The organism is Acidobacteriota bacterium, from assembly GCA_016716905.1.
Lineage (GTDB): Bacteria > Acidobacteriota > Vicinamibacteria > Vicinamibacterales > SCN-69-37 > SYFT01.
Genome location: JADJUS010000022.1, coordinates 1,632,604 through 1,657,099 on the forward strand (window position 1 = coordinate 1,632,604; position 24,496 = coordinate 1,657,099).

Annotated in this window: 19 protein-coding genes; 4 read left to right on the forward strand and 15 right to left on the reverse strand. The window is 62.4% G+C overall.

Annotation, left to right across the window (positions count from 1 at the left end):
- Positions 1–6 precede the first annotated feature (6 nt).
- The 14 genes from atpG to rpmH all read right to left on the reverse strand — a co-directional run bounded on the left by atpG (position 7) and on the right by rpmH (position 13,810).
- Entirely contained in the window at positions 7–873 is an 867-nt protein-coding gene (gene atpG / locus IPL75_23130) for an ATP synthase F1 subunit gamma (GenBank protein MBK9243089.1), read from the reverse strand.
- Between the two features lie 3 nt (positions 874–876).
- Positions 877–2,391 (reverse strand): F0F1 ATP synthase subunit alpha, encoded by a 1,515-nt coding sequence (locus IPL75_23135; GenBank protein MBK9243090.1) that lies wholly within the window; start codon positions 2,389–2,391, stop codon positions 877–879.
- Between the two features lie 64 nt (positions 2,392–2,455).
- Positions 2,456–3,004: an ATP synthase F1 subunit delta gene (gene atpH / locus IPL75_23140; GenBank protein MBK9243091.1), complete on the reverse strand. Its 549-nt coding sequence runs from the start codon at positions 3,002–3,004 to the stop codon at positions 2,456–2,458.
- 130 nt (positions 3,005–3,134) lie between these two features.
- Positions 3,135–4,178, reverse strand: coding sequence for a selenide, water dikinase SelD (gene selD, locus IPL75_23145; GenBank protein MBK9243092.1), 1,044 nt, complete (start codon positions 4,176–4,178; stop codon positions 3,135–3,137).
- 2 nt (positions 4,179–4,180) lie between these two features.
- Complete coding sequence (locus IPL75_23150) at positions 4,181–5,077, reverse strand: ParB/RepB/Spo0J family partition protein (GenBank protein ID MBK9243093.1); 897 nt, start codon at positions 5,075–5,077, stop codon at positions 4,181–4,183.
- A gap of 2 nt (positions 5,078–5,079) precedes the next feature.
- Positions 5,080–5,877, reverse strand: a complete 798-nt coding sequence (locus tag IPL75_23155) for a ParA family protein (GenBank protein ID MBK9243094.1) — start codon at positions 5,875–5,877, stop codon at positions 5,080–5,082.
- 815 nt (positions 5,878–6,692) lie between these two features.
- A complete protein-coding gene (rsmG, locus tag IPL75_23160; protein MBK9243095.1) occupies positions 6,693–7,316 on the reverse strand; it encodes a 16S rRNA (guanine(527)-N(7))-methyltransferase RsmG in 624 nt (207 codons plus the stop codon).
- A gap of 211 nt (positions 7,317–7,527) precedes the next feature.
- Complete coding sequence (gene mnmG, locus IPL75_23165) at positions 7,528–9,396, reverse strand: tRNA uridine-5-carboxymethylaminomethyl(34) synthesis enzyme MnmG (GenBank protein ID MBK9243096.1); 1,869 nt, start codon at positions 9,394–9,396, stop codon at positions 7,528–7,530.
- Positions 9,393–10,742 carry a tRNA uridine-5-carboxymethylaminomethyl(34) synthesis GTPase MnmE gene (gene mnmE / locus IPL75_23170; protein MBK9243097.1) on the reverse strand — a complete coding sequence of 450 codons (1,350 nt, stop codon included), beginning with the start codon at positions 10,740–10,742 and terminating at the stop codon, positions 9,393–9,395. Before mnmE ends, mnmG begins: the two co-directional genes overlap by 4 nt.
- 15 nt (positions 10,743–10,757) lie before the next feature.
- Positions 10,758–11,213 (reverse strand): hypothetical protein, encoded by a 456-nt coding sequence (locus IPL75_23175; GenBank protein MBK9243098.1) that lies wholly within the window; start codon positions 11,211–11,213, stop codon positions 10,758–10,760.
- 32 nt (positions 11,214–11,245) lie between these two features.
- On the reverse strand, positions 11,246–12,997 hold the full coding sequence (gene yidC, locus IPL75_23180; GenBank protein MBK9243099.1) for a membrane protein insertase YidC: 1,752 nt from the start codon (positions 12,995–12,997) through the stop codon (positions 11,246–11,248).
- Between the two features lie 18 nt (positions 12,998–13,015).
- Positions 13,016–13,264: a membrane protein insertion efficiency factor YidD gene (gene yidD, locus IPL75_23185; protein ID MBK9243100.1), complete on the reverse strand. Its 249-nt coding sequence runs from the start codon at positions 13,262–13,264 to the stop codon at positions 13,016–13,018.
- Positions 13,265–13,627: a ribonuclease P protein component gene (gene rnpA, locus IPL75_23190; GenBank protein MBK9243101.1), complete on the reverse strand. Its 363-nt coding sequence runs from the start codon at positions 13,625–13,627 to the stop codon at positions 13,265–13,267.
- 39 nt (positions 13,628–13,666) lie between these two features.
- Entirely contained in the window at positions 13,667–13,810 is a 144-nt protein-coding gene (gene rpmH, locus IPL75_23195; GenBank protein MBK9243102.1) for a 50S ribosomal protein L34, read from the reverse strand.
- A gap of 440 nt (positions 13,811–14,250) precedes the next feature.
- Here rpmH and dnaA point away from each other — a divergent pair, with 440 nt between their 5' ends.
- The 4 genes from dnaA (at position 14,251) to gyrA (ending at position 22,054) form a co-directional block, all read left to right on the forward strand.
- Positions 14,251–15,603, forward strand: a complete 1,353-nt coding sequence (gene dnaA / locus IPL75_23200) for a chromosomal replication initiator protein DnaA (protein ID MBK9243103.1) — start codon at positions 14,251–14,253, stop codon at positions 15,601–15,603.
- Between the two features lie 270 nt (positions 15,604–15,873).
- Positions 15,874–16,980 (forward strand): DNA polymerase III subunit beta, encoded by a 1,107-nt coding sequence (dnaN, locus tag IPL75_23205; protein ID MBK9243104.1) that lies wholly within the window; start codon positions 15,874–15,876, stop codon positions 16,978–16,980.
- A 19-nt stretch (positions 16,981–16,999) separates the two neighbouring features.
- Positions 17,000–19,516: a DNA topoisomerase (ATP-hydrolyzing) subunit B gene (gene gyrB, locus IPL75_23210; protein MBK9243105.1), complete on the forward strand. Its 2,517-nt coding sequence runs from the start codon at positions 17,000–17,002 to the stop codon at positions 19,514–19,516.
- A 12-nt stretch (positions 19,517–19,528) separates the two neighbouring features.
- Positions 19,529–22,054 (forward strand): DNA gyrase subunit A, encoded by a 2,526-nt coding sequence (gene gyrA, locus IPL75_23215; GenBank protein MBK9243106.1) that lies wholly within the window; start codon positions 19,529–19,531, stop codon positions 22,052–22,054.
- Positions 22,055–22,167: 113 nt separating this feature from the next.
- On the opposite strand, the gene IPL75_23220 is transcribed toward gyrA, so the two are convergent.
- Entirely contained in the window at positions 22,168–24,435 is a 2,268-nt protein-coding gene (locus tag IPL75_23220; GenBank protein MBK9243107.1) for a UvrD-helicase domain-containing protein, read from the reverse strand.
- Positions 24,436–24,496 lie beyond the last annotated feature (61 nt).

Below are 24,496 nucleotides of genomic sequence, written 5' to 3' on the forward strand. Positions count from 1 at the left end.
TTGCTTCTACTGTGCCTGCGACCCAGACACCACTTCGATAATTTCCCTGGTGATCGCGGCCTGGCGCACCTTGTTCATGGTGAGCGTCAGCCCCTCGATCATGTCTGCGGAGTTACGCGTGGCCGCATCCATCGCGGTCATGCGGGCGGCATGTTCGGCCGCCGACGACTCCAGCAGCGCTCGCAACACCTGCGCTTCCACCAACCGCGGCAGCAGTTCGTCGAAAATCCGCTGCGGCGAGGGCTCGTACAGGTAGTCCACGGTGCCGGCTTCGTTCTTGCCTACTTCAATCGGCTCCATCGGCAGCAGCTGCTCCACCACCAGGTTCTGCTGCATCACCGACTTGAACTCGTTGTAGACCAGGTGCACGCTGTCTACCTTGCCCGCGATGAAGTCCTCCATCGCCGGCTGCGCCACGGCTTCGGCCTCGGCAAACCCGATCACCTTTGGCATCGCGGTGTACTCGAACCGGATCGGGAAGCCGCGCCGTCCCAGCGCTTCGCGTCCCTTCTTGCCCACCAGCCCGAGCGCGATCTCGCGACCTTTGTGTTCACGCAGGTAGACGCCCACGGTCTTGACGATGTTGGTGTTGAAGCTGCCGCACAGTCCCTTGTCGCTGCTCATGACGATGAGCAGTGTCTTGCCTGTTTTGACGCCGGCGCGCTGCGCGAGCAGCGGGTGATGCGACTGATCGACGCGCGCGGCAATGCTCGCCAGCACGTGCCTGGCCTGCTTCGCGAACGGGCGCGTGCCCATCACGCGCTCCTGGGCGCGACGCAGCTTTGACGCGGCGACCATCTTCATCGCCTTCGTAATCTGCTGCGTGTTCTTGACGGCGCGGATGCGCCGCCGCATGTCAATTAGTGAAGGCATCCCTTACACCATCGTCGCGAACTGCTTGCCGAACTCTTCAAGCGCCGCCTTCAGCGCGCCCTTCACCTCGTCGTCGAGCACCTTCTTCGTGGAGATGCTGGTGAGCACGTCCGGACGCTGCGACTCGAGGAAGCGGAAGAGCTCGTCTTCATACATCCGCAGGCGCTCGACTGCGACCGGGTCGAGATAACCGTTGGTGGCGGCAAATACGATGGCCACCTGCTTCTCGACCGGCAGCGGACGATACTGCGGCTGCTTCAGGATTTCCGTGAGGCGACGGCCGCGGTTCAGCTGCTTCTGCGTGGCCGGGTCCAGGTCGCTGCCAAACTGCGCGAAGGCCGCGAGTTCGCGATACTGCGCGAGGTCCAGTCGCAACGTGCCGGCCACCGAACGCATGGCCTTGATCTGCGCGGAGCCGCCGACGCGTGACACCGAGTTGCCGACGTTGATGGCGGGGCGGAAGCCCTGATTGAACAGGTCGGCTTCAAGGAAGATCTGGCCGTCGGTGATCGAGATGACGTTGGTCGGGATGTACGCCGACAAGTCGCCGGCCTGCGTTTCAATGATCGGCAGCGCCGTCAATGAACCACCGCCAAGCTCGTTGTTGAGCTTGGCTGCACGCTCAAGCAGACGCGAGTGGAGGTAGAAGACGTCGCCCGGGTACGCTTCGCGGCCTGGCGGGCGCCGGAGCAGCAGGGAGATTTCGCGGTAGGCCTGCGCGTGCTTCGAGAGGTCGTCGTAGACCACGAGGCAGTGGCGACCGGTGTCGCGGAAGTACTCACCAATCGTGCAGGCCGAGTACGGGCTGATGTAGAGCATGGGCGCCGGGTCGGACGCGCCGGCGGCCACCACGATGGTGTATTCCATCGCGCCGGCTTCCTCGAGGATGCGCACCACCTGCGCGATCGTCGACTGCTTCTGGCCGATGGCGTTGTAGATGCAGATGACGCCCAGGCCCTTCTGGTTGATGATCGCGTCCACCGCGACGGCGGTCTTGCCCGTCTGGCGGTCGCCGATGATCAACTCACGCTGTCCGCGGCCGATGGGCACCATGCCGTCGATGGCCTTGAGGCCCGTCTGCATCGGTTCCTTGACCGGCTGACGGTCAACAACGCCGGGCGCGAGGCGCTCGATCGGCATCGACTTCGTTGTTGGAATCGGTCCCTTGCCGTCGATGGGCTGGCCGAGCGAGTTGACGACGCGGCCGAGCATTTCGTCGCCCACCGGCACCGAAATGATTCGGCCCGTGCGTTTGACGACGTCGCCTTCCTTGATGGCGGTGGAGCGGCCCAGCAGCACCGCGCCCACGCTTTCTTCTTCGAGGTTCAGCGCGATGCCGAACAGGCCGTTCGGGAACTCCAGCATTTCGCCGGCCATGGCGCGCTCCACGCCATGAATGCGCGCGATGCCGTCGCCCACCGACACCACCGTGCCTACTTCCGCAACGTCTACATCAACGGCGTAGTTGCCAATCTGGTCGCGGATAATCTTGGAAATTTCTTCGGCCTTGATCTGCATCGTGTCCTCATGGCGGTGCGCGCTGGCCCCGCCGGTCGTGGTGTTACTGCTTGCTCGTGACTGGTTATGCGGGCGACAACAATTGCCGGCGCATCTTCTCCAGTTGCCGCGTCAGGCTGGCGTCATACACCACGCTGCCCACGCGGGCGACAATGCCGCCCATGATAGACGGGTCTACCGACTCTTTCAGACGCACCTCGGCGCCCACCGCCGCGCTGAGCGCCTTGGCCAACGCGTCGCGCTGGTTGCCCGGCAATTCGGTGGCCGTGACGATCTGCGCGTTCACCACCTTGCGGTGCGCCATCAGTTTCTCGGTGTAGGCCGCGGCCACATCCCGCACGCTGCCCATGCGGTCGCGGTCGGCCAGCATCAGGAGCAGGCGACGCACTTCGCCGGAGAATTCGCCGGACGTGTTCAGAATCTGTTCAATGAGTTCGCGCTTCTTCAGCGCAGGAATCGCGGGATGGGCCAACACGGTTTGCAGTTCAGTGTGGCCATCAACCAACGCGACGAATGCGTTCAGTTCACCTTCAACCCTGGCCAGATCGCCCTTCGCCTGCACGACCTCAAACAACACGGCCGCGTAACGGCGGGCAGCGGATCGAACGCTCATGAATGGGCTCCTGCGGCGAGGCAGGGAAGGATGTGGTTGACGATTTCACCGAACACGTGGGGCCTCCGCCGGGGGAGATCCTACCCCAGCCAAACGACCATTTATACCATTCAGGCCCGCGGCCGGGCAACTACAACAGCCGCACAAGAACGTCATCGGCACCGCGCGGTTCGACCCGTCCGACACTCGTCGCCCGCACACCTGCAGTGGTGAGCTGGTCCACAAAACCCGCGGCCGCATCCGGCGCCAGGCTGAAAAGGAGTCCGCCCGACGTTTGGGGGTCCATGCAGAGGAGCGCCACTTCGGGTGCCACATCCGGGCCCACGATTACCCGTCGGAAGTGGCCGAGGTTCGAGCGGCCACCGCACGGCAGATTCGCCGCAGCCAGTTCGGCTGCGCCGCTAAGGAGGGGAAGGGCTCCGGCGTTGAAGGCCAGCGTGGTCCCGCTGGCCTGCGCAACCTCGGTGGCGTGCCCGATCAGGCCAAAACCGGTGATATCCGTGCAGGCGCTGACGACTCCCGGTGGCAGGGCCGCGGCAAGTCGCGCTGCGGTGTTGTTGAGGGTCACCATGGACGCAACGGCTGATTTAAGCTGGATTTCTGTTGAACGACCGAATTTGGTGGCTCGCACCACAACGCCGGTTCCCAGAGCTTTCGTGAGTACGAGGACGTCTCCGGCTCTGGCACCAGCATTAGTCAGGACTCGATCGGGGTGGACGTGGCCGGTAACCGAGTAGCCAAACTTGATCTCCGGATCGGTGACGGTGTGCCCTCCGAGCAGCACAACTCCGGCCTCGCGCAACTTGTCGGAACCGCCTCGAAATATTTCGCGGACCACTTCGGGAGCGGGTCCATCTTTGGGAAGCGCGGCAATTGCCAGGGCCGTGCGGGGCTCCCCGCCCATCGCGTAGACATCGCTGAGCGCGTTGGCCGCCGCAATCTGACCGTACAGATACGGGTCGTCAACGATGGGCGTAAAAAAGTCTACCGTCTGCACCAACGCCGAATCGGCCGACCACCGATAGACACCGGCGTCGTCAGCGGTCTGAAAGTCCACGAGGATTCGGTCGTCCACATGGGCCGGTTGCAGGCCTTCCATGATGCGCTCGAGGTCGACGGCCTGCAGCTTGCTGGCGCAGCCGGCGCAGTCGGCGTAGTCGGTGAGCTTCTTCACGTTCAGGACTCCGTCAATTTTTCGAACAGGCGCTGAAGTTCCTCTTCGTTCGTAAAGTCCACTTCAATACGCCCGCCCTTGCCTTTGCGGACGATGCGCACGCGGGTGCCGAGCGCAAGTTTCAGCTGTTCTTCAGCCGCGCGAGTATTCGGGTCAACTTTGGGCTTGAGCGCTTCAGGGGCATCGGACTTGGCAGTGGTCTCATCGCGGACGAGCGCTTCCGTTTCCCGCACTGACAAACCACGCGCAATGACATCGCGCCCAACGCGGCGTTGTGCCGCTTCATCTGTCAGCGACAACAACGCGCGTGCGTGCCCCATCGTGAGCGCGCCGTCCGACAGCGCCGTGCGAATCTCGGCGTGCAGGCGGAGCAGCCGGATGTAGTTGGCCACGGTCGCGCGATCCTTGCCCACTTGTTCAGCGATCGATTCCTGCGAGAGGTGCAGGTCTTCGGACAGGCTGCGATACGCCTGCGCTTCTTCGATGGGGTTGAGATTCTCGCGCTGGATGTTTTCGATGAGCGCCACTTCCAGGAGTTTGTCGTCGGGCACATCGCGCACTGCGACAGGCACTTTCAGCAGGCCCGCGCGTTGCGCCGCGCGCCATCGTCGTTCGCCGGCGACGATTTCATAGGTGCCGGCCGTGTCTGCTCCTGCGGTGACATGGCGGACGACGATCGGTTGGATGACGCCGTTCGCGCGAATGGACTGCGCCAGTTCCTCGAGGCGCGCGTCGTCGATATGAAGTCGCGGTTGCCTGGGATTGGGCGAGAGCAGATCAATATCGAGTTCGGTAGGCCGGCCGCGATCGACGGCCGGCGCCTCACGAGGCGGTGGTGGTGCGGTGTCTCGGATCAGCGCGCTGAGACCGCGTCCGAGCGCGGGGCGTTTGATAGCCATGATCAGTGACTCCCTACCGCGGCGAGATCGCGCGACAGGAATTCGCGCGCCAGCGCCACATACGCTTCGGCGCCGCGCGACCGCGCGTCATACAGGATCACCGGCACGCCATGACTGGGGGCTTCTCCCAGGCGCACGTTGCGCGGAATGACGGTGCGAAACACCTGGTCGCCAAAAAACTCGCGGATGCTCGTGCCCACCTGCTGGCCCAGATTCGTCCGGTCGTCATACATCGTCAGCAACACGCCTTCAACGATGAGGCTGGGGTTGAGGCCCTCGCGCACACGGTCGAGCGTGGACATGAGATCGGCGATGCCCTCGAGCGCGAAGTATTCGCAGTTCAGCGGAATCAATACTGTGTCCGCGGCGACGAGCGCATTGAGCGTCAGCAAGCCGAGCGAAGGTGGCGTGTCGATGAAGATGTAGTCGTAGTCGCCGCGCAGTTGATTCACGAAGGTGCGCAGACGCTGATCGCGGTCGGGGAGCATCACGAGTTCGATCTCCGCGCCGGTGAGGTGGCGATCGGCGGGAACCAGGAACAGGTGATCGACGCCTGTGGGCAACACAAAGTCCTGGGCCGGCTGGCCGGTAGTCATCAGCGCGTCATAGATGGTGCCCGCGGCTGCGGACTGTCCCTTGAGGCCAACGCCTGAGGTGAGATTGGCCTGCGGATCCAGGTCAATGAGCAACACGCGCCTGTCGGCCATGGCGAGCGAGGCGGCCAGATTGATGGAGGTCGTCGTTTTGGCGACGCCGCCCTTCTGGTTTGACACCGAGATGACGCGAGCTTTTTTGGTCATATGGCAAATAAAAATTGGCTGTTACATACGCGCCGGAGTGGCTATTGTCCGGCCTAAGGGCGGCAAGGGTCAATGGGGAACTGGGGAACTGAGGAACTGAGGAACTGGGGAACTGAGGAACTGGGGAACTGGGGAACTGAGGAGGAACTGGGGAAGTGGGGAAGTGGGGAAGTGGGGAACTGAGGAACTGGGGAACTGGGGAACTGGGGAACTGGGGAACTGGGGAAGTGGGGAAGTGGGTAGATTTGGAACTGGGGGAGTTTGGCTGGCAACCGCCGGTAGGCGTGATCACGACGGATCACAGGGAGGGCAAGAGTTTTGGAGCGCTGAATTGGGCGCTACGGCTCGTTCGCAGGCCACCTGGGCTCAAAGGCGCCTGCGGCGCCGGCACGACGGATCACAACAGGAGGGCAGCAGGCTGAGAGGGCTCATGGGCCTCAAGAGCGTTTGTCGTTTTGCTGGTTGGGCTTCGGTGGACCGCCGTAGCCTTGGCGGAGCCTGGTGAAGACCAGGCTGAGCTACGTTCAGTAGGCATCGTGCCCGTACGTAGCTCGGGCTGGTTCTCAAGCCCGAGTGTCCATGCCGCGACGTTGTCTCTGGCTGCGCGCCGGTCGCTGACCTGAGGTGGCTGGCGCGCTAGTTTGAAATAGCGAGGCTAATCCGTTGTGTTCCACGTGGAACATTGGCTTGGCGGAACCCGATGAAGCAAGGACGCCAAGCCTCGGAGGCATCCTGCTGATCCCTCTATGACGCGTGCACTCGTCAGCGTGGTCCAACATATCATTAAACTTAACTTGTAAGTCCTTATTACACAGCTACTTACGGTTCTTATCGAGTATCCAAAGCTGGCTGCCAAGTGCTGCCACAAGCGGCTCCATGTGACCGGAAATGAACGGTAACTGGATTTCCGGCCTCACCGACGCCTCTGCCCCGAACCAGAACAAACGGCCTCCGGGTTTCAGGAACGCCTGGATCGCCGTGATCAGCCGCTTGTCGGGCCGCACCGCCCGCACCGTCACCACATCGGCTGACTCGTGAAGCTCGCTACGCAAAAGGAGTTCCTCAAGCCGGCAGTTCTCGACCGATGCGCCAGGCATGTTCAGCTGGCGCACCACCTCGCGGAGGAACGCACACTTGCGCACCTTCACTTCCACCATCACCAAGCGCACGTGCGATGCCATCACCGCAAGCGGGATGGCCGGCGATCCGCCACCGGTGCCCACATCAATCACAAGCTGATCGGACGCCAATACGCGCCTGGCGGCCATCACCGGTTCCACGATCAACCGGTCAACGGCATCATCAGACAAGGGGTCCACGCGGAGCGCAGTGAGGTTGATCTTCTTGTTCCAGCGCGCAAGCAACTCGACATACGCGGCGAGGTTCGTGACCTGCTCCCGAGACGCGCTCCCGCCCGCCTTGGTGATGCGTCTGGACAAGCGTGAGACAGTCTCTCGGTCAGCCACCGGGACCCATTGTCGGTCTAAACCGCTACGGGCGTTAGGGGGTTGGTCGGCGTCAGCAGACACTCGGGCTTGAGGAACAGCCCGAGCTACGTGCCCGATATGAGCGACGTAGCAGTCTGAAGTCCTTCCGAACGTAGCTCGGCCTGGGTTTCAAGGCCGAGGCCTGCCCCAGTTCCTGAGCTCCTCAGTTCCCAAGTTCCCCAGTTCCCCAGTTCCTAAGTTCCCCAGTTCCCCAGTTCCGCACGCGCGAGGCGACGATCGCCAGGGCGGCGGGGGTGACCCCGGGGATTCGGCCGGCCTGGCCGAGTGTCTCGGGCCGAATCGACGACAACCGCTCAACCATCTCGCGGGTCAGTCCAGGTACGCCCTCGTAGTTGAATTCCTCGGGGATGCGCCGGGTGTGTTGCGACTCCACGCGCGCCTGCTGGGCGTCGTGACGCTTGAGGTAGCCGCGGTACTTGCACTCGGCCTCGAGTGTCGCCGCGTCGATCTCGCGCACACCGTCTGTCTCAAACGCGTAGCCGGCTGATACCACCTGGTCGATGGATACCAACGGCCGTCCCAGCGCTTCGGCCGCCGTGCCGGTGAGTCCGTTGACCACCACGCGAGTGGCTGCGGCCATCGCGCGATTTCGATCGAGACGCGCGGCGCGCGCCTCGAATCTCTCCCAGCGCGCGTCGTCAACCATCCCGACCGCGCGCCCAATGGCCGTGAGCCGCAGGTCGGCGTTATCAATCCGCAACACGAGCCGGTGTTCCGCGCGCGACGTGAACATGCGATAGGGCTCAAGACACCCGCGCGTCACCAGGTCGTCGATAAGAATGCCGATGTACGCCTCGTCACGCCCGAGCACCACCGGCGTCGCGTCAACACACCGCTGCGCGGCGTTGATTCCCGCCATCAACCCCTGCGCTGCTGCTTCCTCGTAGCCAGAGGTGCCGTTGATCTGCCCAGCAAGAAATAACCCCGGGACGCGCTTGGCCTCGAGCGAAAGCGATAACTCGGTGGGCTGCACGAAGTCGTACTCCACCGCGTACGCATGCCGCATCACCACCGCGTCTTCGAGTCCGGGCATCGCATGCACGATCGCATCCTGGATCGCGGCCGGCAGACTCATCGACATGCCGTTCACATAAATCTCATCCACGTCCAGGCCTTCGCGTTCGAGGAAGATCTGGTGGCGTTCCTTATCAGGGAACCGCATCACTTTGTCTTCGAGCGACGGACAATACCTGGGCCCAACGCCGCTGATCTGGCCGTTGTACAGCGGCGACTGATCGATATGCGCTCGCACGAGATCGTGCACGGCCTCAGTCGTGTGCACGATGTGACACGCCATCTGCGGTCGCTCGATGCGATCGGTCGAGAAGGAAAACGGGACAGGCGGGTCGTCGCCGAGATCTTCCTTGAACCGCGAGAAGTCGATGCTCCTGCGGTCGAGCCGTGGCGGCGTGCCTGTTTTGAGGCGGCCCATCTCGAATCCAAACCCCCGCAGGGATTCCGCAAGGTGATGGGTGGGTGGTTCGCCGGCGCGACCCGCCGGCCGTTGCTCGTCGCCGATGTGCACCAGGCCGTTGAGGAACGTCCCTGTGGTGACAACCAACGCGCGGCACGACACCGCGCCGCCATCCTCAAACTCCAGGCCCGATACGTGACCGGCCTCCACCAACACCCGACCTGCGCGCCTGAAGATCCACGTGATATTCGCTTCGCCCGTGAGCGCTTCGCGCACCCAGCGGCCATAGTGGCGTTTGTCAGCCTGCGCGCGGGGCGACCACACCGCCGGACCGCGGCTCCGGTTGAGCAACTTGAACTGAAGCCCGGTGGCATCTATCGCGCGGCCCATCAAGCCGCCCAACGCGTCGATCTCGCGAACAAGATGTCCCTTGGCCGTACCGCCAATCGCCGGATTGCAGGGCATCAGCGCCACCGTCTCAGGCGACAGCGTACAGATCCCCACGCGGCGACCCATGCGCGCCGCGGCCCACGCCGCCTCCACGCCGGCGTGGCCGGCGCCGATCACAATCACATCGAAATCAGGAGTGGCCATCACTTGCCCACACAGAACGTGCTGAAGATGTGCCGCAACAAATCGTCCGACGTGCGTTTGCCGGTCAGCGCCTCAAGCGCTTCGCGCGCATCAGTCAGTTCGGCCAGCACCAGTTCTTCAGTCGCACCCTGATTCAACTGGTCCAGGCTTCCGGTGACGGCCGTCAACGCGCTCTCCAGTTGCAGCAGGTGACGTTGATTCGAGACCCGAGGCACGTCGCGGAGTTCTTCGGTCCCGGCGGCGGCGCCAGGCTCGCCCGACAACGCGCCGATAATTGCCGCGCGCAACTCGTCGAGTCCAAGCCCCGTCACCGCCGACACCGCGATACCTGATCCCGACCACACCGCCGGCAGATCTGCCTTATTCGCGATCACCACTCGAGGTCCGCCGATCTGGGCCAGCAACCGCTGGTCGTCTTCGTCGAGTGGCTGGCTGCCATCAAGCACCAACAGCGTGAGCGCCGCCACTTCTCGTGCCTGCTCGGCCCGCCTCACGCCTTCTTCTTCGATCACATCCGCAGACTCGCGCAAACCCGCCGTGTCTACCAGGGTCATCGGCACACCCCTGACGTCCACTTGTTCAGTCAGCAGGTCGCGCGTGGTCCCGGCCAACGGAGTGACAATGGCGCGGTTGGTGCCGATGAGGGCGTTAAAGAGGCTGGACTTGCCCACGTTCGGCCGTCCGGCAATCACCACCATCCGACCTTCGCGAATGAGCCGACCGCGGCGTCCATCCTTGATGAGTCGCTCGATCTCGCTCTGCACGTCGGCGAGATCCGTCATCGCGTTTGTGCGCGTGATGAAGTGAAAACCCTCGTCCGGGAAATCCAGCGACGCTTCGAGCTTGGCCGCAAGATCAAACAACTGCGCGTCGATGCGCTGCACCGCCGACGTCAACGTGCCTTCAAGCTGATCAAAGGCCACGCGCGCCTGCAGCGGCGTGACAGCATCAATCAAGTCAGCCACGGCCTCGGCCTGGATGAGATCAAGGCGCCCGTGCAGATAGGCCCTCAACGTGAATTCGCCGGGCTGGGCCAGGCGGGCACCGGCCGCGCACGCCGATTCGACAATGGACTGCAGCAGCCACGGGCTCCCGTGCCCGCTGATCTCCACCACGTCTTCGCCGGTGTATGAGTGGGGCGCGGCGAACCAGGTCACCACAACTTGATCGATGTCACGAACCACGGCCAGCGTCGCGTGCCGGGGTTCGAAGGGAAGTTCGCGGTGCGTCAGGCGCTGGGCGATGGCCGCGGACTCGGGCCCCGACATCCGCACCACGCCAAGGCCACCGCGGCCATGAGGCGTGGCCACCGCCACGATGGTGTCCGCTGTGGAGAAGGATGCACCCACTGGCGGTACCCGCGTCTATGGCTGCGACGAGATGACCACGACCTTCAGGAACGCGTCACCGATGCTCTCAGACGTCATGCCCGGCACTTCGGCCACAGCCAGGTGCACAAGCCGCCGCGAGTACGGGTTGAGCGGGCCCATTTCCTGCGGGATGCCCGACGCCTTCGCCATCTCGATCAGCGACTTCGTCGTCGCCCGCAGCTCATCGTCTTTTCCTTTGCGGAAGCCGAGCGCGTCCACCAGATAGTGGCGGTCGCCGCGCTCTTCACGCCGGAACGCGGTGTTGACGATGACCTGGAGGGCGTCGAGGGTTTCTCCCTGCCGGCGGAGCAGTGCCTCGGCGCCGTCACCCGTGATGTTGACGCGAACCGCATCCGGCGTTTCGTCCAGCGACACTTCAAGGCTCAGGCCCATGGCCCCAAGCACGTCGGTGATGAAATCAGTAACTCGCGCGTCCAGTGTGTCGGTCATTTGTGTAGGTCCTTTTCAGGGAGGCCCTTAGCTTACTGGCCCATCGCCTTCGGCGTGGCGGCGCTGCCGGCCAGCTTGGCTCGCTTTTCCGAACTCGTGCCGCCACCAGTTGCCGGGCGGTTGGGGGTGCTCGTGAGGTGGTTGGTCAGGTACTGCTGGCCAATCGTCATGATGTTGCTCATCAGCCAGTAGATGACCAGGCCCGACGGCGCCCACAGGAACATCACCGTAAAGATGATGGGCATGAACATGAAGATCTTCTGCTGCGCCGGGTCCGCGGTGCTCGGCGTCATTTTCTGCTGCACGAACATCGACCCGCCCATCAGGATGGGCGTGATGAACAGCGGATCCATCTTCGCCAGGTCGGTGATCCATCCGAAGAACGGTGCACCGCGAAGTTCGATCGCCACCGAGAGCATCGCGTAGAACCCGAAGAGTACCGGCATGGTCAACAGCATGGGCACGCAGCCGCTGGCCGGGTTTACACCCTTCTGCTTGTAGAGCGCCATCGTCTCTGTGTTCATCTTCTGGCGCTCGGGATCGGTGAGCTTGAATTTTTCGTACCGCTTCTGGATGGCCTTCACCTCAGGCTGAATCTCCTGCATCTTGCGCATCGAGACCATGCTGCGGTGGCGAAGAGGGAACATCAGGGCGTTGAGCACCACTGTGAGAATGATGATCGACCAGCCGAAGTTGCCGACGAAGCGATTGATCCATTTCAGGGTCTGCAGCAGCGGCACCACGAGCCACGCGAAGATCCCGAAATCAATCGCGCGCACCATCTGGGTGTCCACGGCCTTCAGGATGTCGAAGTCTTTGGGGCCGAGGAAAAACGGCATGTTCATCGCGCCGGGCGTGGTGACGCTGTAGGACACGTAGGTCCGTTCTGTTTTACCGGTAGCGGTCGCGTCTGGCTCAGGCACCGGCAGAGCCAACGGTTGAAAGTCCACACGAACACTGCGGGTGCCAGGCACGGCAGCCGAGAGGAAGTAGTGATCGCCCACGCCGGCAAACCGGAGGATGCCCTGGAACGCCGACTGCTCAAGCAGGCTGCTGGCACTTGGCCGTTCCACGCTGCCGTCGCGATGGTAGAGCGCGGCTGGAGGATACGTGGTGGTCATCGCGCCGCCCGTGGTGTAACCCAGGCCCAGTGACGGCCCCATGCGCAACGTGACGGGGCGCGCCACGCCGTTCACATCCACCGAGGCATCAACCGTGAGCGAGTACGGCAACCCGTCGGGCTGAAAGTGAAAACTCTTGCGGGCGGTCAGGCCGCTCGCGTCCTGGTACTCGAAGCTCAGCGTTCCTGACGCGGCGCCCAGAGACAAGGGGCCACTCGCGCTCGGCCGGAACTTCGCGCTGATCAGTACTGCAGAGACGGCGTCGGTGTCGGTCGCGAGTGAAAACGGCCGAGGATAGTTCGGTGGCAGCGCCTCGGGCACCAGTTCAAGTGGTTCTCCTCGCGCGTCGGAATACCGCTTGAGCCGCCAGCTCTTGAGCGTGGCGCCCTCGGAGTTGAACACCGCTCGTACAGTGTCGGTGTCGACGATGATGTCGCGAGCCATGTCGTCGGCGACCAGGGTTTGCGCTGCCGGCACTGGAGCCGCGGCAGGCGCGGTGGTGCTCGCCGGAGCGCCGGTCTGTGGCGTCAGCGCTGGGCCTTCGACCGGCCCAACCGGCATCGGAGTCGAGACCGGAGGCTGGGGCGGCGGCACCACATAGGTCTGGTAGACCGCCAGAATCCCGAACGACAAGAAGATTGCGAGGAAGACGCGTTTTTCCATGTGGTGTGACCGGGCGGATCAGGATCTGGCAGAGCGAGAATCGCCCGGCACCGGATCAAGTCCATGTGGTCCAAAGGGGTGACATTTCAGGATGCGGCGCAGTGCGAGCCACCCGCCGCGGAGCAGCCCGTGCTGGGTAATTGCCGAGATTGCGTACTGGGAACACGAGGGTTCGAACCGGCACGCGCCGCCAAGAAAGGGCGACAGCAGGAGTTGATAGGCGTGTACGACGCTGACGCCAATCCGGGAAGTCCACCGCATGGGCATTTAGACGTGTTCCCGGATCTTCATGACTGCGGAGGAAAAATCGGCATCCACGACAGCAAAGGACGCGTCAAGCAGGGCCCGTCGTGGAATGGCAACCAAATCAAGTCCTTTGAGTCCGCGTGCGCCAACGGTGTCGGGTTCCTGGTGACGGAATATTTCGCGCAGGCGCCGTTTCGCGCGGTTGCGCGCCACGGCGTTGCCGAACTTGCGTGAGGCGATCAGGCCCAGCCGATCGCACAGCCGGCCGTTGGCCACGCCAAGCACGGTCACATATTTCGTAGCCACGCGGTGCCCATGTTCCTGCACGGGCAGAAATTCAGGGCGGGCCTTCAGGCGAACCGTCGAGCTGAACCGCACCGACATGGAAAAACTCGCGCCAGGCGCGGCCGTCTGTGGCCCGCGCTAGCGGGTGGAAACCGTCAGGCGCTTGCGCCCTTTAGCCCGACGCCGCTTCAATACAAGGCGGCCATTTTTTGTGCGCATCCGCACGATGAACCCGTGCGTTCGGCGACGGCGACGGACGTTGGGTTGAAAAGTACGCTTCATGAGACTCCCTCTCGGAGTGTCTAACAACTCTGGAGAAACATAAATGCTATCGGACTGGGGAAAACCCTGTCAATGTCTGGGGCCGGCGGCAGCCGCCTGGGTCGGCTGGTTTTTGCCCTCCCGTGCCCGGCGTTGAGGGGCCGCCGGGCGTATGCTAGAGTCGCCACCCCCGTACAAAACAACCGGCGCGTGCAGGGGGTGGAAGTGAGTTTTCCACAGGTGTGGAAAAAACTGTGGAAAACAAAGGGTTTTTGCTATCTCAGGCCTGAAAACACCGTAGTTTCAAGCGTTCCCGAGAGGCGAAAGTCTGAAAAACCAAGCGGGTCAAGGCTTTTGGAAGGGGACCTTTCGAGAAGCCTTGTTACGTAAGGCGCGGCACTGGGCGAAAGTCAGAAAACGCCCGTGCGGCAACGGCAATTGGGCGGGCGGCTGGGCGGAAAATGTCGAAAACTATCTGGGACGCCGTACTGGCGCGCATCGAGACCAAAGTCAACCGGTTCAGCTACTTCAGCTGGTTCCATCGCACCCGACTTCTCCTCGATGGCGGCGATCAGATGACCGTGCAGGTGCCCAACCCGATGGCCGCCGAGTGGCTCTCGCGGCACTACCCGGCCCTCATCGAGGAGGCGCTCGGTGAAGTGGGTCGCCGCGGCGTGCAGCTCACCTACGAGGCGGCCGAAGACGACGCCCAGGCGGGGTCTGGCGCCACGCCGGTGTCCGAACCTCTCCCGGTGCCCGAGGGGCGCGACGAACCCGTCGTGGAGCCCGCAGATGACCATGCCGGGCTGAGTCCCCGCTACAGCTTCGACACCTTCATCGTCGGCGCCTCCAACCAGTTTGCTGATGCGGCGTGCCGCGCGGTGGCGGAAGCCCCGTCACGGTCGTACAACCCGCTGTTTATTTATGGCGGGGTGGGTCTGGGCAAAACCCATCTGATGCACGCCATCGGCCACTACGTGCTCAACCACCACCCGGGATTGAAGCTGACGTACATCTCATCGGAGCGCTTCATGAACGAGGTCATCAACGCGCTTCGGTATGACCGGATCCTCGAGTTCCGCGAGCGGTACCGCAGTGTGGACGTGTTGCTGATCGACGACATCCAGTTCATCGCCGGCAAAGAACGCACGCAGATGGAGTTCTTTCACACGTTCAACGCGCTCTACGACGCCCAGAAGCAGATCGTCCTCAGCAGCGACTGTCCGCCGCATCAGATTGTGGAGCTTGAAGAGCGCCTGCGGTCGCGGTTTGAGTGGGGACTGACAGCAGATATCCAGGCGCCCGACCTCGAGACGAAGATCGCCATCCTGACCAGAAAGGCCGACAGCGAGGGTGTGTCGCTGCCGGGCGATGTGGCGTTGTTCATCGCCGGCCGCATCAAGTCGAACATCCGGGAACTGGAAGGGTCGCTCATCCGCCTGCTGGCGTATGCGTCTCTGACGGGCCGCGATATTTCGATGGCGCTGGCTCAGGAAGTGCTGCGCGATATCCTGCGGCAGGACGAGCGCGCTCTGACCATCGACGGCATCCAGAAGTTTGTGGCCGACTATTACCAGATGAAGATGATCGAGTTGAAGTCACGCAACAACTCGAAATCGGTGGCGCTGCCCCGCCAGGTGGCGATGTATCTGTGCAAGACGCTGACGAATGCGTCGCTTCCCGAAATCGGGAAAAGTTTCGGGGGCAAACACCACTCCACGGTCATTCACTCCATCCGCAAGGTGGAGGATCTGCGCAAGAAGGACGCGGTTTTCAACAACCAAATCAACACCCTTCTTCAGTCGCTGCAGTGAGGTTTTCCACAGGCGTCAACGCCGGGGGCTGTGGATAACGTGTGGGAAATTCGCAGACCCGATTTCTCCACAGATCGCGGGCAGGATTTGGCCCCGGATACCCACAGAAACGTGCACAGGGTAAGTTGTTGATTTTTAACAGGTAATCGATGTTTTTTTCGGTTACCCACACCCTCTTATTACTGTTATAATCTGTTGTCTTTTTGATCTTCCTTAAAGAGTTGATCGATCCTTCCGCGAGGGAGAGAGTCGAGAGAGGCCGCCCTACCAATGGAGTTAGTGGTTCGCAAGAACGATCTCCTCAAAGAACTTTCCCTCCTGCAAGGCATCGTCGAACGCAAGAACACGATCCCTATCCTCGCCAACGTGCTCATCGAAGCGGCGGATGGATCTGTGTCGCTGCTGGCGACGGACCTGGATGTGGCGCTGCGCAGTCGCTGCGACGCCACGGTGTCGAAGCCGGGCACGCTGACGCTGCCGGCGAAGAAGCTGTTTGAGATTGTGAACGCGTTGCCCGATACCGACATCCGCATCGAAGCGGACAAGGGTGGCAAGAGCGTCACTGTGGCAGCCGACCGGTTTGAATCAAAACTGCAGACGTTGCCCGCCAGCGAGTTCCCCACGCCTCCGAAGGAGTCTGGCGACCTGGAAGCCTCGTTGCCTGGCGCAGCGCTCAAGCGGATGATTTCCCACACCCGCTTTGCGATCACGAGCGAAGACACCCGGTACTTCCTTAACGGTGCCCAGTTGGTGATGCGGCCCGATTCGCTGAGCATGGTGGCCACCGATGGCCATCGTCTCGCCCTGGTGACTGTGCACGAACCTTCCGGCGCCGCCGCTCCGTCCGAAGTGCTGCTCCCGCGTAAAACCCTGAACGAAGTGGCCCGGCTCATCGACGGTGGCGCGGCCATCGAGTTTTCACAGGGAGAGAACCACATCTTTTTCAAGGCCGAAGGGCGTTTGCTGATTTCGCGCAAGATCGACGCGAATTTCCCGGCCTACGAACGGGTCATCCCCAAGACCAACGACAAGCAGATCGAGTTTGACCGCGATCGGCTGGCGTCCGCAGTGCGCCGTGTGCGCCTGCTGTCGAATGAACGATCGAAGGCGGTGAAGTTTTCGATCGCCACAGACCAGGTGGAAATCACCTCAAGCACGCCGGAACTTGGAGAGGCGCACGAAGTGTTGCCGGTGCAGTACTCCGGGCCGGCCCTGCAGATTTGCTTCAACGCCGACTACGTGGACAACTTCCTCAACGTGGTGGAAACCGAAGGCGTCCTGCTCGAATTCAAGGACGAGATGAGTCAGGCCGTGATGAAACCCATCTCAGCCGAAGGCTACGAATACACCTACGTGATCATGCCGATGCGTCTGTGAACGGCTGTCTAAAGCACTGATGGAAAATACCGAGAACGCAGCCGACCAGTACGGCGCCGACCAAATCAAAGTTCTGGAAGGTCTTGAAGCGGTGCGGAAACGCCCCGCCATGTATATCGGGTCCACAGGCCCACAAGGCCTGCACCACCTGGTTTACGAAGTTGTAGACAACTCCGTTGACGAAGCGCTCGCGGGCTTCTGCAAGAACGTAAACGTCACGATTCACATCGACGAGTCCGTCACGGTGGTGGATGACGGCCGCGGCATTCCCGTGGACATGCACGAAAGCGGCAAGTCGGCCGCTGAAGTGGTGCTCACCGTCCTGCATGCCGGCGGCAAGTTTGAAAACTCCGCCTACAAAGTTTCGGGCGGTCTTCACGGCGTCGGCATCTCGGTGGTCAACGCGCTCTCGGAGTGGCTCGAACTCGAGATCTGGCGCAACGGCCATGTGCATCAGCAGCGTTTCCAGCGTGGGACGCCGACGGCCGACCTGGCCATTACCGGCACCACCGAGAAGCGCGGCACCAAGGTCACGTTCAAGCCCGACCACGAGATCTTCGAGACCACCACCATCACGGCCGAAGTGCTCTCGCAGCGGTTGCGTGAACTTGCGTTCCTGAACGCCGGCGTCCGCATCACCATTGACGACGAGCGCGACGGGAAGCGGCACGAGTTCTTCTACGAAGGCGGCATTCGTGAATTTGTGCAGTACCTGAACACCAACCGTGTGGTGACCAACGAGAAGCCGATTTACATGTCGGGCGAGCGCGATGCCACCCAGGTGGAAATCGCGCTGCAGTGGAACGACAGCTACACAGAGACGACGTTCAGTTTCGCGAACAACATCAACACCACCGAGGGCGGCACCCACATGTCGGGGTTCCGTTCGGCGTTGACGCGCACGATTAACGCGTACGCCACGAAAAACGGCCTGGGCGACAAGTTGGCCGAGGCCATCAGCGGTGATGACATCCGTGAGGGGATGACCGCCATTCTCTCGGTGAAGATTCCCCAGCCGCAGTTTGAAGGCCAGACCAAGACAAAGCTCGGCAACACCGAGGTCAAGGGCATCGTCGAAGGCGTGGTCAATGATCGGCTGGGCGCGTTCCTTGAAGAGAACCCGGCTGTTGCCAAGCGCGTGGTGGCCAAGGCCATCGAAGCGGCGCAGGCTCGTGAAGCGGCAAGGAAAGCGCGCGACCTCGTGCGCCGCAAAGGCGCGCTTGACAGCTCCGCGCTGCCAGGCAAGTTGGCCGACTGTCAGGAACGCGACCCGGCGCAGGCTGAAATTTACATCGTTGAAGGCGAGTCGGCAGGCGGGTCAGCCAAACAGGGCCGCGACCGCCGGTTCCAGGCTGTGCTGCCCATCAAGGGCAAAATCCTCAACGTCGAAAAGGCTCGCTTCGACAAGATGCTCGGCCACGAGGAAATCCGCACGCTGATTGCCGCGCTCGGGTGCGGCATTGGCCCGGATGAATTCAACGGGTCAAAGGTGCGGTATCACCGCATCATCATCATGACCGACGCCGACGTGGACGGCTCCCACATCCGCACACTGCTGTTGACGTTTTTCTATCGGCAGATGCGTGACCTTGTGGATCGCGGGTACATCTACATCGCGCAACCGCCGCTGTTCCGCGCCAAACGTGGCCGGCAGGAATCGTTCATCAAGGACGAGCGTCAACTCGAACTGTTCCTCATTCGTCGCGCCACTGAGTCACGCACGCTGTTGCTGTCCAACGGCGCGGAGTTGTCGGGCGAGCCACTCGAACGACGGCTTGAGAAGTTGATCATGTTCCGCAAGTTCCTGCAGGTGGTTGAGCGGCGCGGGCCGTCGCGCCGGGCCATCACCGCGCTGCTCGAAGGTGGAGCGCGGGACAAGACCTTCTGGACCGACCGCGAACTGGTTGATGGGCTCGCGCGGCATCTGCAGGAGCCGCAAATTTCCACGACTGTGGTGGAAGATCCGGAACATCACGCGCTTGCCGTCGTGATTACGGACAGATCTTTCGGCTACGACAAACACCATCGTCTCGACCTGGATTTTGTGACCACTGGCGAGTTCCGCACGCTGGCGGCCGCCTACGTGGACATCCGCGAGTTGATGATGGGACCAGTTGTGATTCGCACCACCGGCCACAGTGAATCCTCTGCCGACGTTGAAGTCGCAACGGACGGGGAAGGCGGCGCCGAAGCCGCCGCAGGCGAAGAGGTTGCGGCCCCGGTTGCGGCCAAGCCGGCGTCGAAGGACAAGGACGCCGACCGTCGTGTGGAAACCATCGACGAATTGGTGGACTACTTCGTGCTGGCCGGCAAACGCGGTCTGGCAATCAACCGATACAAGGGTCTGGGTGAAATGAACCCCGACACGTTGTGGGAAACCACGATGGACCCCACGAAGCGCACGTTGCTGCAGGTGCGCGCTGAAGACCACACCGAAGCCGACCTGATGTTCACCACCTTGATGGGCGACCAGGTTGAGCCGCGCCGCAAGTTCATCGAAGACAACGCGCTCGACGTCAAGAACCTCGATATCTAAGTGCCCGACGCCATGGACCAGAATTCTCCCCTGCGCATTCCCGTCAATATCGAAGACGAGATGAAGCGCTCGTACATGGATTACGCGATGAGCGTAATCATCGGGCGCGCATTGCCCGATGTCCGTGACGGGTTGAAGCCCGCCAACCGGCGGGTGTTGTACGCCATGCGCCAGATGGGCCTGGCGTCGAATCGCCCGTACCGCAAGTGCGCGAAGATCGTCGGCGAAGTCATCGGCAATTACCATCCGCACGGTGACGCACCTGCGTACGACACGCTCGTGCGCCTCGCGCAGGACTTCAGCATGCGGTACACCCTGATCGACGGTCAGGGCAACTTCGGTTCGATCGACGGCGACCCGCCGGCCGCCTACCGTTACACCGAAGCACGGCTCGAGTCGCTGGCCGAGGCGATGATGGCCGACCTCGACAAGGACACGGTCGATCACCGGCCGAACTTTGACGAGACCACCGAAGAGCCCACGGTCTTTCCGGCGCCGTATCCGAATCTCCTGGTCAACGGCTCCACCGGTATTGCCGTCGGCATGGCGACGAGCATTCCGCCGCACAATCTGCGCGAAGTGATCGATGGCGTGCTCGCCGTGATCGACCAACGCGACGCTCCGGAGGCGGATCGCTTCCGCGCGGCACTCCAGGCGATTCCCGCACCCGACTTCCCCTCAGGCGGCACCATCGTCGGTCGCGCCGGCATCCATCGCGCGTATCGCGAAGGCCGCGGCGGCGTCGTGGTGCGTGGCAAAGCGGCCTTCGAAGAAAACAAGAAGGGCGATCGCGTGTCGATCGTCATCACCGAGATTCCGTACCAGGTCAATAAAGCCACCCTGATCGCCGACACGGCCACGCTCGTGCGCGACAAGAAGCTCGAAGGCATTTCGGATCTGCGTGACGAGTCGGATCGCGATGGCATGCGAATCGTGATCGAGCTCAAGCGCGGCGAACTGCCGGACGTGGTGCTCAATAATCTCTACAAACACACCAAGCTGCAGATGAGCTACGGCATCACGCTGCTGGCCATCTCCGGCGGCCGGCCTCGTGTGTTGAACCTGCTGCAGATCATCGAGCTGTTCATCGAGTTCCGCAAGGAAGTGGTGCGGCGGCGTATCGAGTTTGAGCTGCGCAAGGCCGAGGCGCGTGCGCACATCCTCGAAGGCCTGAAGATCGCCCTCGACCACCTCGACGCCGTCATCACCCTGATTCGCGGGTCGAAAAACCCGGCCGAGGCCCGTGTGGGCCTCATGACGAACTTCGGTCTCTCTGAGCTGCAGTCGCAAGCCATTCTCGACATGCAGTTGCAGCGGCTCACCGGTCTTGAGCGGCAGAAGATCGTCGATGAGCTGACCGAGCTCGTCACGCTGATAGAGAAACTGCGCGCCATCCTTTCAAGCGACGCACTGATCCTCGAGATCATCATCGAAGAGCTGAAGGCCGTTCGCGAGAAGTACGGTGACGACCGCCGCACCGAAATTATCGAAGACAGCACCGACTTCCGCGTGGAAGACCTGATTGCCGACGAAGACGTGGTGATTACCTCCACGCAAACCGGCTACATCAAGCGCAGCGCTCTGGACGAGTACCGGCAGCAGCGGCGCGGCGGCAAGGGCCTGATCGGCATGCAGACCCGCGACGAAGATGTGGTGCGCCATCTCTTCATCGCGAACACCCACGCGTACATCCTGATCTTTTCGGATCGCGGCAAGTGTTACTGGCTCAGGGTCTACGACATTCCAGAGGTCAGCCGCAGCAGCAAGGGCAAGTCCATCGCCAACCTGGTGCAGATGGCGGAGGGCGAAGAAATCGCCGCACTCCTCAAAGTGCAGGGGTTCCCAGAAGAAGAAGACCAGCGGTTCATTGTGATGGGCACGCAGCAGGGCACCATCAAGAAGACCGACCTCAAGGCGTTCTCGAATCCGCGCGCGGCCGGCATCATCGCCATCCAGGTGGACGATACCGACACGCTGATCGCGGTGGCGGAAACCGACGGCAAGAAGGATCTCGTCATCGGCACCAAGGACGGCATGGCCATTCGCTTCAGCGAAGACGATGCGCGGCCGATGGGGCGAACGGCGTACGGCGTCCGTGGCATCAGCCTGCGCGAGGGCGATCGCGTGGTGGCCATGGAAGTGGTCAGCGACGAAGCCACTCTGCTGACCGTCTGCGAGAACGGCTTCGGCAAACGCACCGAAGTGGCGGAATACCGCAAGCAGAACCGCGGCGGCATCGGCCTCAAGAACGTCCAGACCAGCGACCGCAATGGTCTGGTCGTGGGTATCGCGTGCGTGACCGACCAGGACGATCTCCTGATGGTCACCGAGCAGGGCCAGATCATCCGCATGCCCACCAGCGGGATGCGGGCCATCGGCCGCAACACGCAGGGCGTGCGCCTGATCGACCTGGCCGACGGCGACCGCGTCGTCTCAATCGCCACGCTGATGCAGCTTGAGGACCCGGCTGAAGTGGCGGAAACGCCCGAGGCTCCCGAGACGCCTGCCGGGTCTGAAGACCCGGCCTCCGAGGAATAAACGCTCGTCCGAAACGTCACGGCTTTTTCCGAAACGTAGCGCGGCCTGAACCTCAAGGCCGCGGGCACCCGCGCGCTTGAGACCCAGCGCGCGCTACGAAATACAAAGACGGTCTACGCCTTTTCCAGCGCAGCGTAGCGGGCGACGAGCTTTTTGGTGCCCACCGCGTTGAACCTGACGGTCACGCGGGTGTCGTCGCCCTGCTCCTCCACCGCGAGGATGGTGCCGACGCCAAACTGCTTGTGGCGCACGCGCAGACCGAGTTTGAGGCCGGTGGCCGACGACTGATCCTCATCTTCGTACGACGGGAAGGCCGCAGCTTCCTTCACCTTCGGCCCGCTGTAGCGCCGTGCGTACGGGTTCCTTGTCTCATACCGCCCGGTATTCCAAGCCGGTGCCGCCTTGGGCTCAACCCGGCGCATCAATTCCGGCGGAATCTCATCAAGGAACCGCGACGGTTCAGTGGACTGGTAGTCGCCAAACACCCGGCGCCTGGAGGCGCCCGTCAGAATCAGGCGCTCGCGGGCTCTCGTGAGGCCGACGTAGCAGAGGCGACGTTCCTCTTCCACTTCGTCCTCGTCTTCAGCCGAACGCGAGTGCGGAAACAGCCCCTCTTCCATGCCGGCCACGATGACCACGGGGAACTCCAGCCCCTTGGCCGCATGCATGGTCATCATCCACACGCGAGCGTCGTTCGAGCCCTGGGCCTCATCGGCCTCAGACAGCAATGACAGACGGTCCACGAACCCGCCCAGCGACGCATCAGACTCCCGCGTCTCGTACTCGCGGGCCGCCGACACCAGTTCCATCAGGTTTTCGATACGCGACTCGGCGTCTTCGCTCCGTTCGTCGCGCAGGTCCTTCAGGTAGCCCGATCGGTCCAGGACGAGCCCCAGGGAAATGGACACGCTGGAACTTGCGCAATCGGCCGCCAGGGAGACGAGCAGGTCCCTGAAGCCCTTGAGCGCGGCCACGGCGCGCGGTGGTGCCTGCCGCTGGTCGAGGGCGACGATCAACCTCGCCCACATCGAGCGTGATGAGGTGACCGGCTGCAGCCCTGTGGCGAACAGGGGAGTGGTCAGGTGTTCAGACTGGTTGAGGTCAATCGCCTCAAGGGCCTCGATCACCGTCTTGCCAATACCCCGGGTCGGCACATTCACTACTCGCCTGAAACTCACATCGTCATGTGGATTCATGACAAGGCGCAGGTAGGCGAGCACGTCCTTGATTTCCTTGCGCTCGTAGAAGCGGACGCCGCCGATGATCTTGTAAGCGATGCCTTCGCGCATCAACGCGTCTTCAATGGCTCGTGACTGCGCATTCGTGCGATACAGAATCGCCGTCATGGTCTTAATGTCGACCAGGCGTGTTTCGCGGATGGCGCTGGTGATGTAGTCGGCCTCCTCGATTTCGTCGCCGGCCCTCACGTACACGATGAGCTCACCGCCTTTACGGTCGGTCCAGAGGCGCTTTTCCTTGCGGTTGCGGTTGACGCTGATGACGGCCGACGCGGCGTCGAGAATGACCTGCGTGGATCGGTAATTTTGCTCGAGTTTGACGACGGTGGCTTCGGGGAAGTCCTGCTCGAAGTCGAGGATGTTGCGCAGGTCGGCTCCGCGCCATTTGTAGATGGACTGGTCAGGGTCGCCCACCACGCACAGGTTGCGGTGATGTTCGGCCAACCGCTTGATGAGCATGTATTGCGGGCGGTTGGTATCCTGGTATTCGTCGATGAGGATGTAGCGGAACTTGCGCGAGTAGAAGTCGCGCACCCGTTCGCTGGTTTCCATCAACTCGACGGTTTTAAGCAGGAGGTCGTCAAAATCGAGCGCGCCGGCCTCGCCGAGCACGCGCAGGTAATATTCGTAGACCTTTGAGACCTGTTGGTCGCGAAGACTCCAACCGCTCGACTTCATGTCCGTCGGGGTTTCCAGCCTGTTTTTGGCCTGGCTGATGCGCGACAACGCCGCTCGTGGCGTCAGCATCTTGTCGTCGATGTCGGCGGCCCGCAGCGCCTGTTTGACTACTGCGAGCTGATCCGATGAGTCATAGATGACGAAATCACGCGTCAGCCCGATCGCAGGCGCTTCGCGCCGCAAGAGTCGGGCGCAGAGCGCGTGAAACGTGGAGAGCCACACGTGCCGGCAATCCGCACCCAGGAGTTCTTCAACCCGGTTGCGCATTTCTTCCGCGGCCTTGTTCGTGAAGGTGACAGCCAGAACTTCGTCGGGCGCGGCGTGACCGTTGGCCACCAGATGCGCGATTCGGACCGTGATGACTCGGGTCTTACCGGAGCCTGCGCCTGCCAGAATCAGCAACGCGCCTTGCGTGTGTTCCACCGCGGCGCGTTGAGAGGGGTTCAGTGAATCGAGTGCAACCATCCGGAGTGTACGAGGATATCACCCGCACATCTTCAAACTCGCGCGGCTCAGTCTTTTGATG

What these genes read in the sequence shown, in the direction of transcription:
- atpG (MBK9243089.1), bottom strand. Translation starts at nt 873, where the DNA reads ATGCCTTCACTAATTGACATGCGGCGGCGCATCCGCGCCGTCAAGAAC.
- IPL75_23135 (MBK9243090.1), bottom strand. Translation starts at nt 2,391, where the DNA reads ATGCAGATCAAGGCCGAAGAAATTTCCAAGATTATCCGCGACCAGATT.
- atpH (MBK9243091.1), bottom strand. Translation starts at nt 3,004, where the DNA reads ATGAGCGTTCGATCCGCTGCCCGCCGTTACGCGGCCGTGTTGTTTGAG.
- IPL75_23150 (MBK9243093.1), bottom strand. Translation starts at nt 5,077, where the DNA reads ATGGCTATCAAACGCCCCGCGCTCGGACGCGGTCTCAGCGCGCTGATC.
- IPL75_23155 (MBK9243094.1), bottom strand. Translation starts at nt 5,877, where the DNA reads ATGACCAAAAAAGCTCGCGTCATCTCGGTGTCAAACCAGAAGGGCGGC.
- IPL75_23175 (MBK9243098.1), bottom strand. Translation starts at nt 11,213, where the DNA reads ATGACCGACACACTGGACGCGCGAGTTACTGATTTCATCACCGACGTG.
- yidC (MBK9243099.1), bottom strand. Translation starts at nt 12,997, where the DNA reads ATGGAAAAACGCGTCTTCCTCGCAATCTTCTTGTCGTTCGGGATTCTG.
- yidD (MBK9243100.1), bottom strand. Translation starts at nt 13,264, where the DNA reads ATGCCCATGCGGTGGACTTCCCGGATTGGCGTCAGCGTCGTACACGCC.
- rnpA (MBK9243101.1), bottom strand. Translation starts at nt 13,627, where the DNA reads ATGTCGGTGCGGTTCAGCTCGACGGTTCGCCTGAAGGCCCGCCCTGAA.
- rpmH (MBK9243102.1), bottom strand. Translation starts at nt 13,810, where the DNA reads ATGAAGCGTACTTTTCAACCCAACGTCCGTCGCCGTCGCCGAACGCAC.
- dnaA (MBK9243103.1), top strand. Translation starts at nt 14,251, where the DNA reads ATGTCGAAAACTATCTGGGACGCCGTACTGGCGCGCATCGAGACCAAA.
- dnaN (MBK9243104.1), top strand. Translation starts at nt 15,874, where the DNA reads ATGGAGTTAGTGGTTCGCAAGAACGATCTCCTCAAAGAACTTTCCCTC.
- gyrB (MBK9243105.1), top strand. Translation starts at nt 17,000, where the DNA reads ATGGAAAATACCGAGAACGCAGCCGACCAGTACGGCGCCGACCAAATC.
- gyrA (MBK9243106.1), top strand. Translation starts at nt 19,529, where the DNA reads ATGGACCAGAATTCTCCCCTGCGCATTCCCGTCAATATCGAAGACGAG.
- IPL75_23220 (MBK9243107.1), bottom strand. Translation starts at nt 24,435, where the DNA reads ATGGTTGCACTCGATTCACTGAACCCCTCTCAACGCGCCGCGGTGGAA.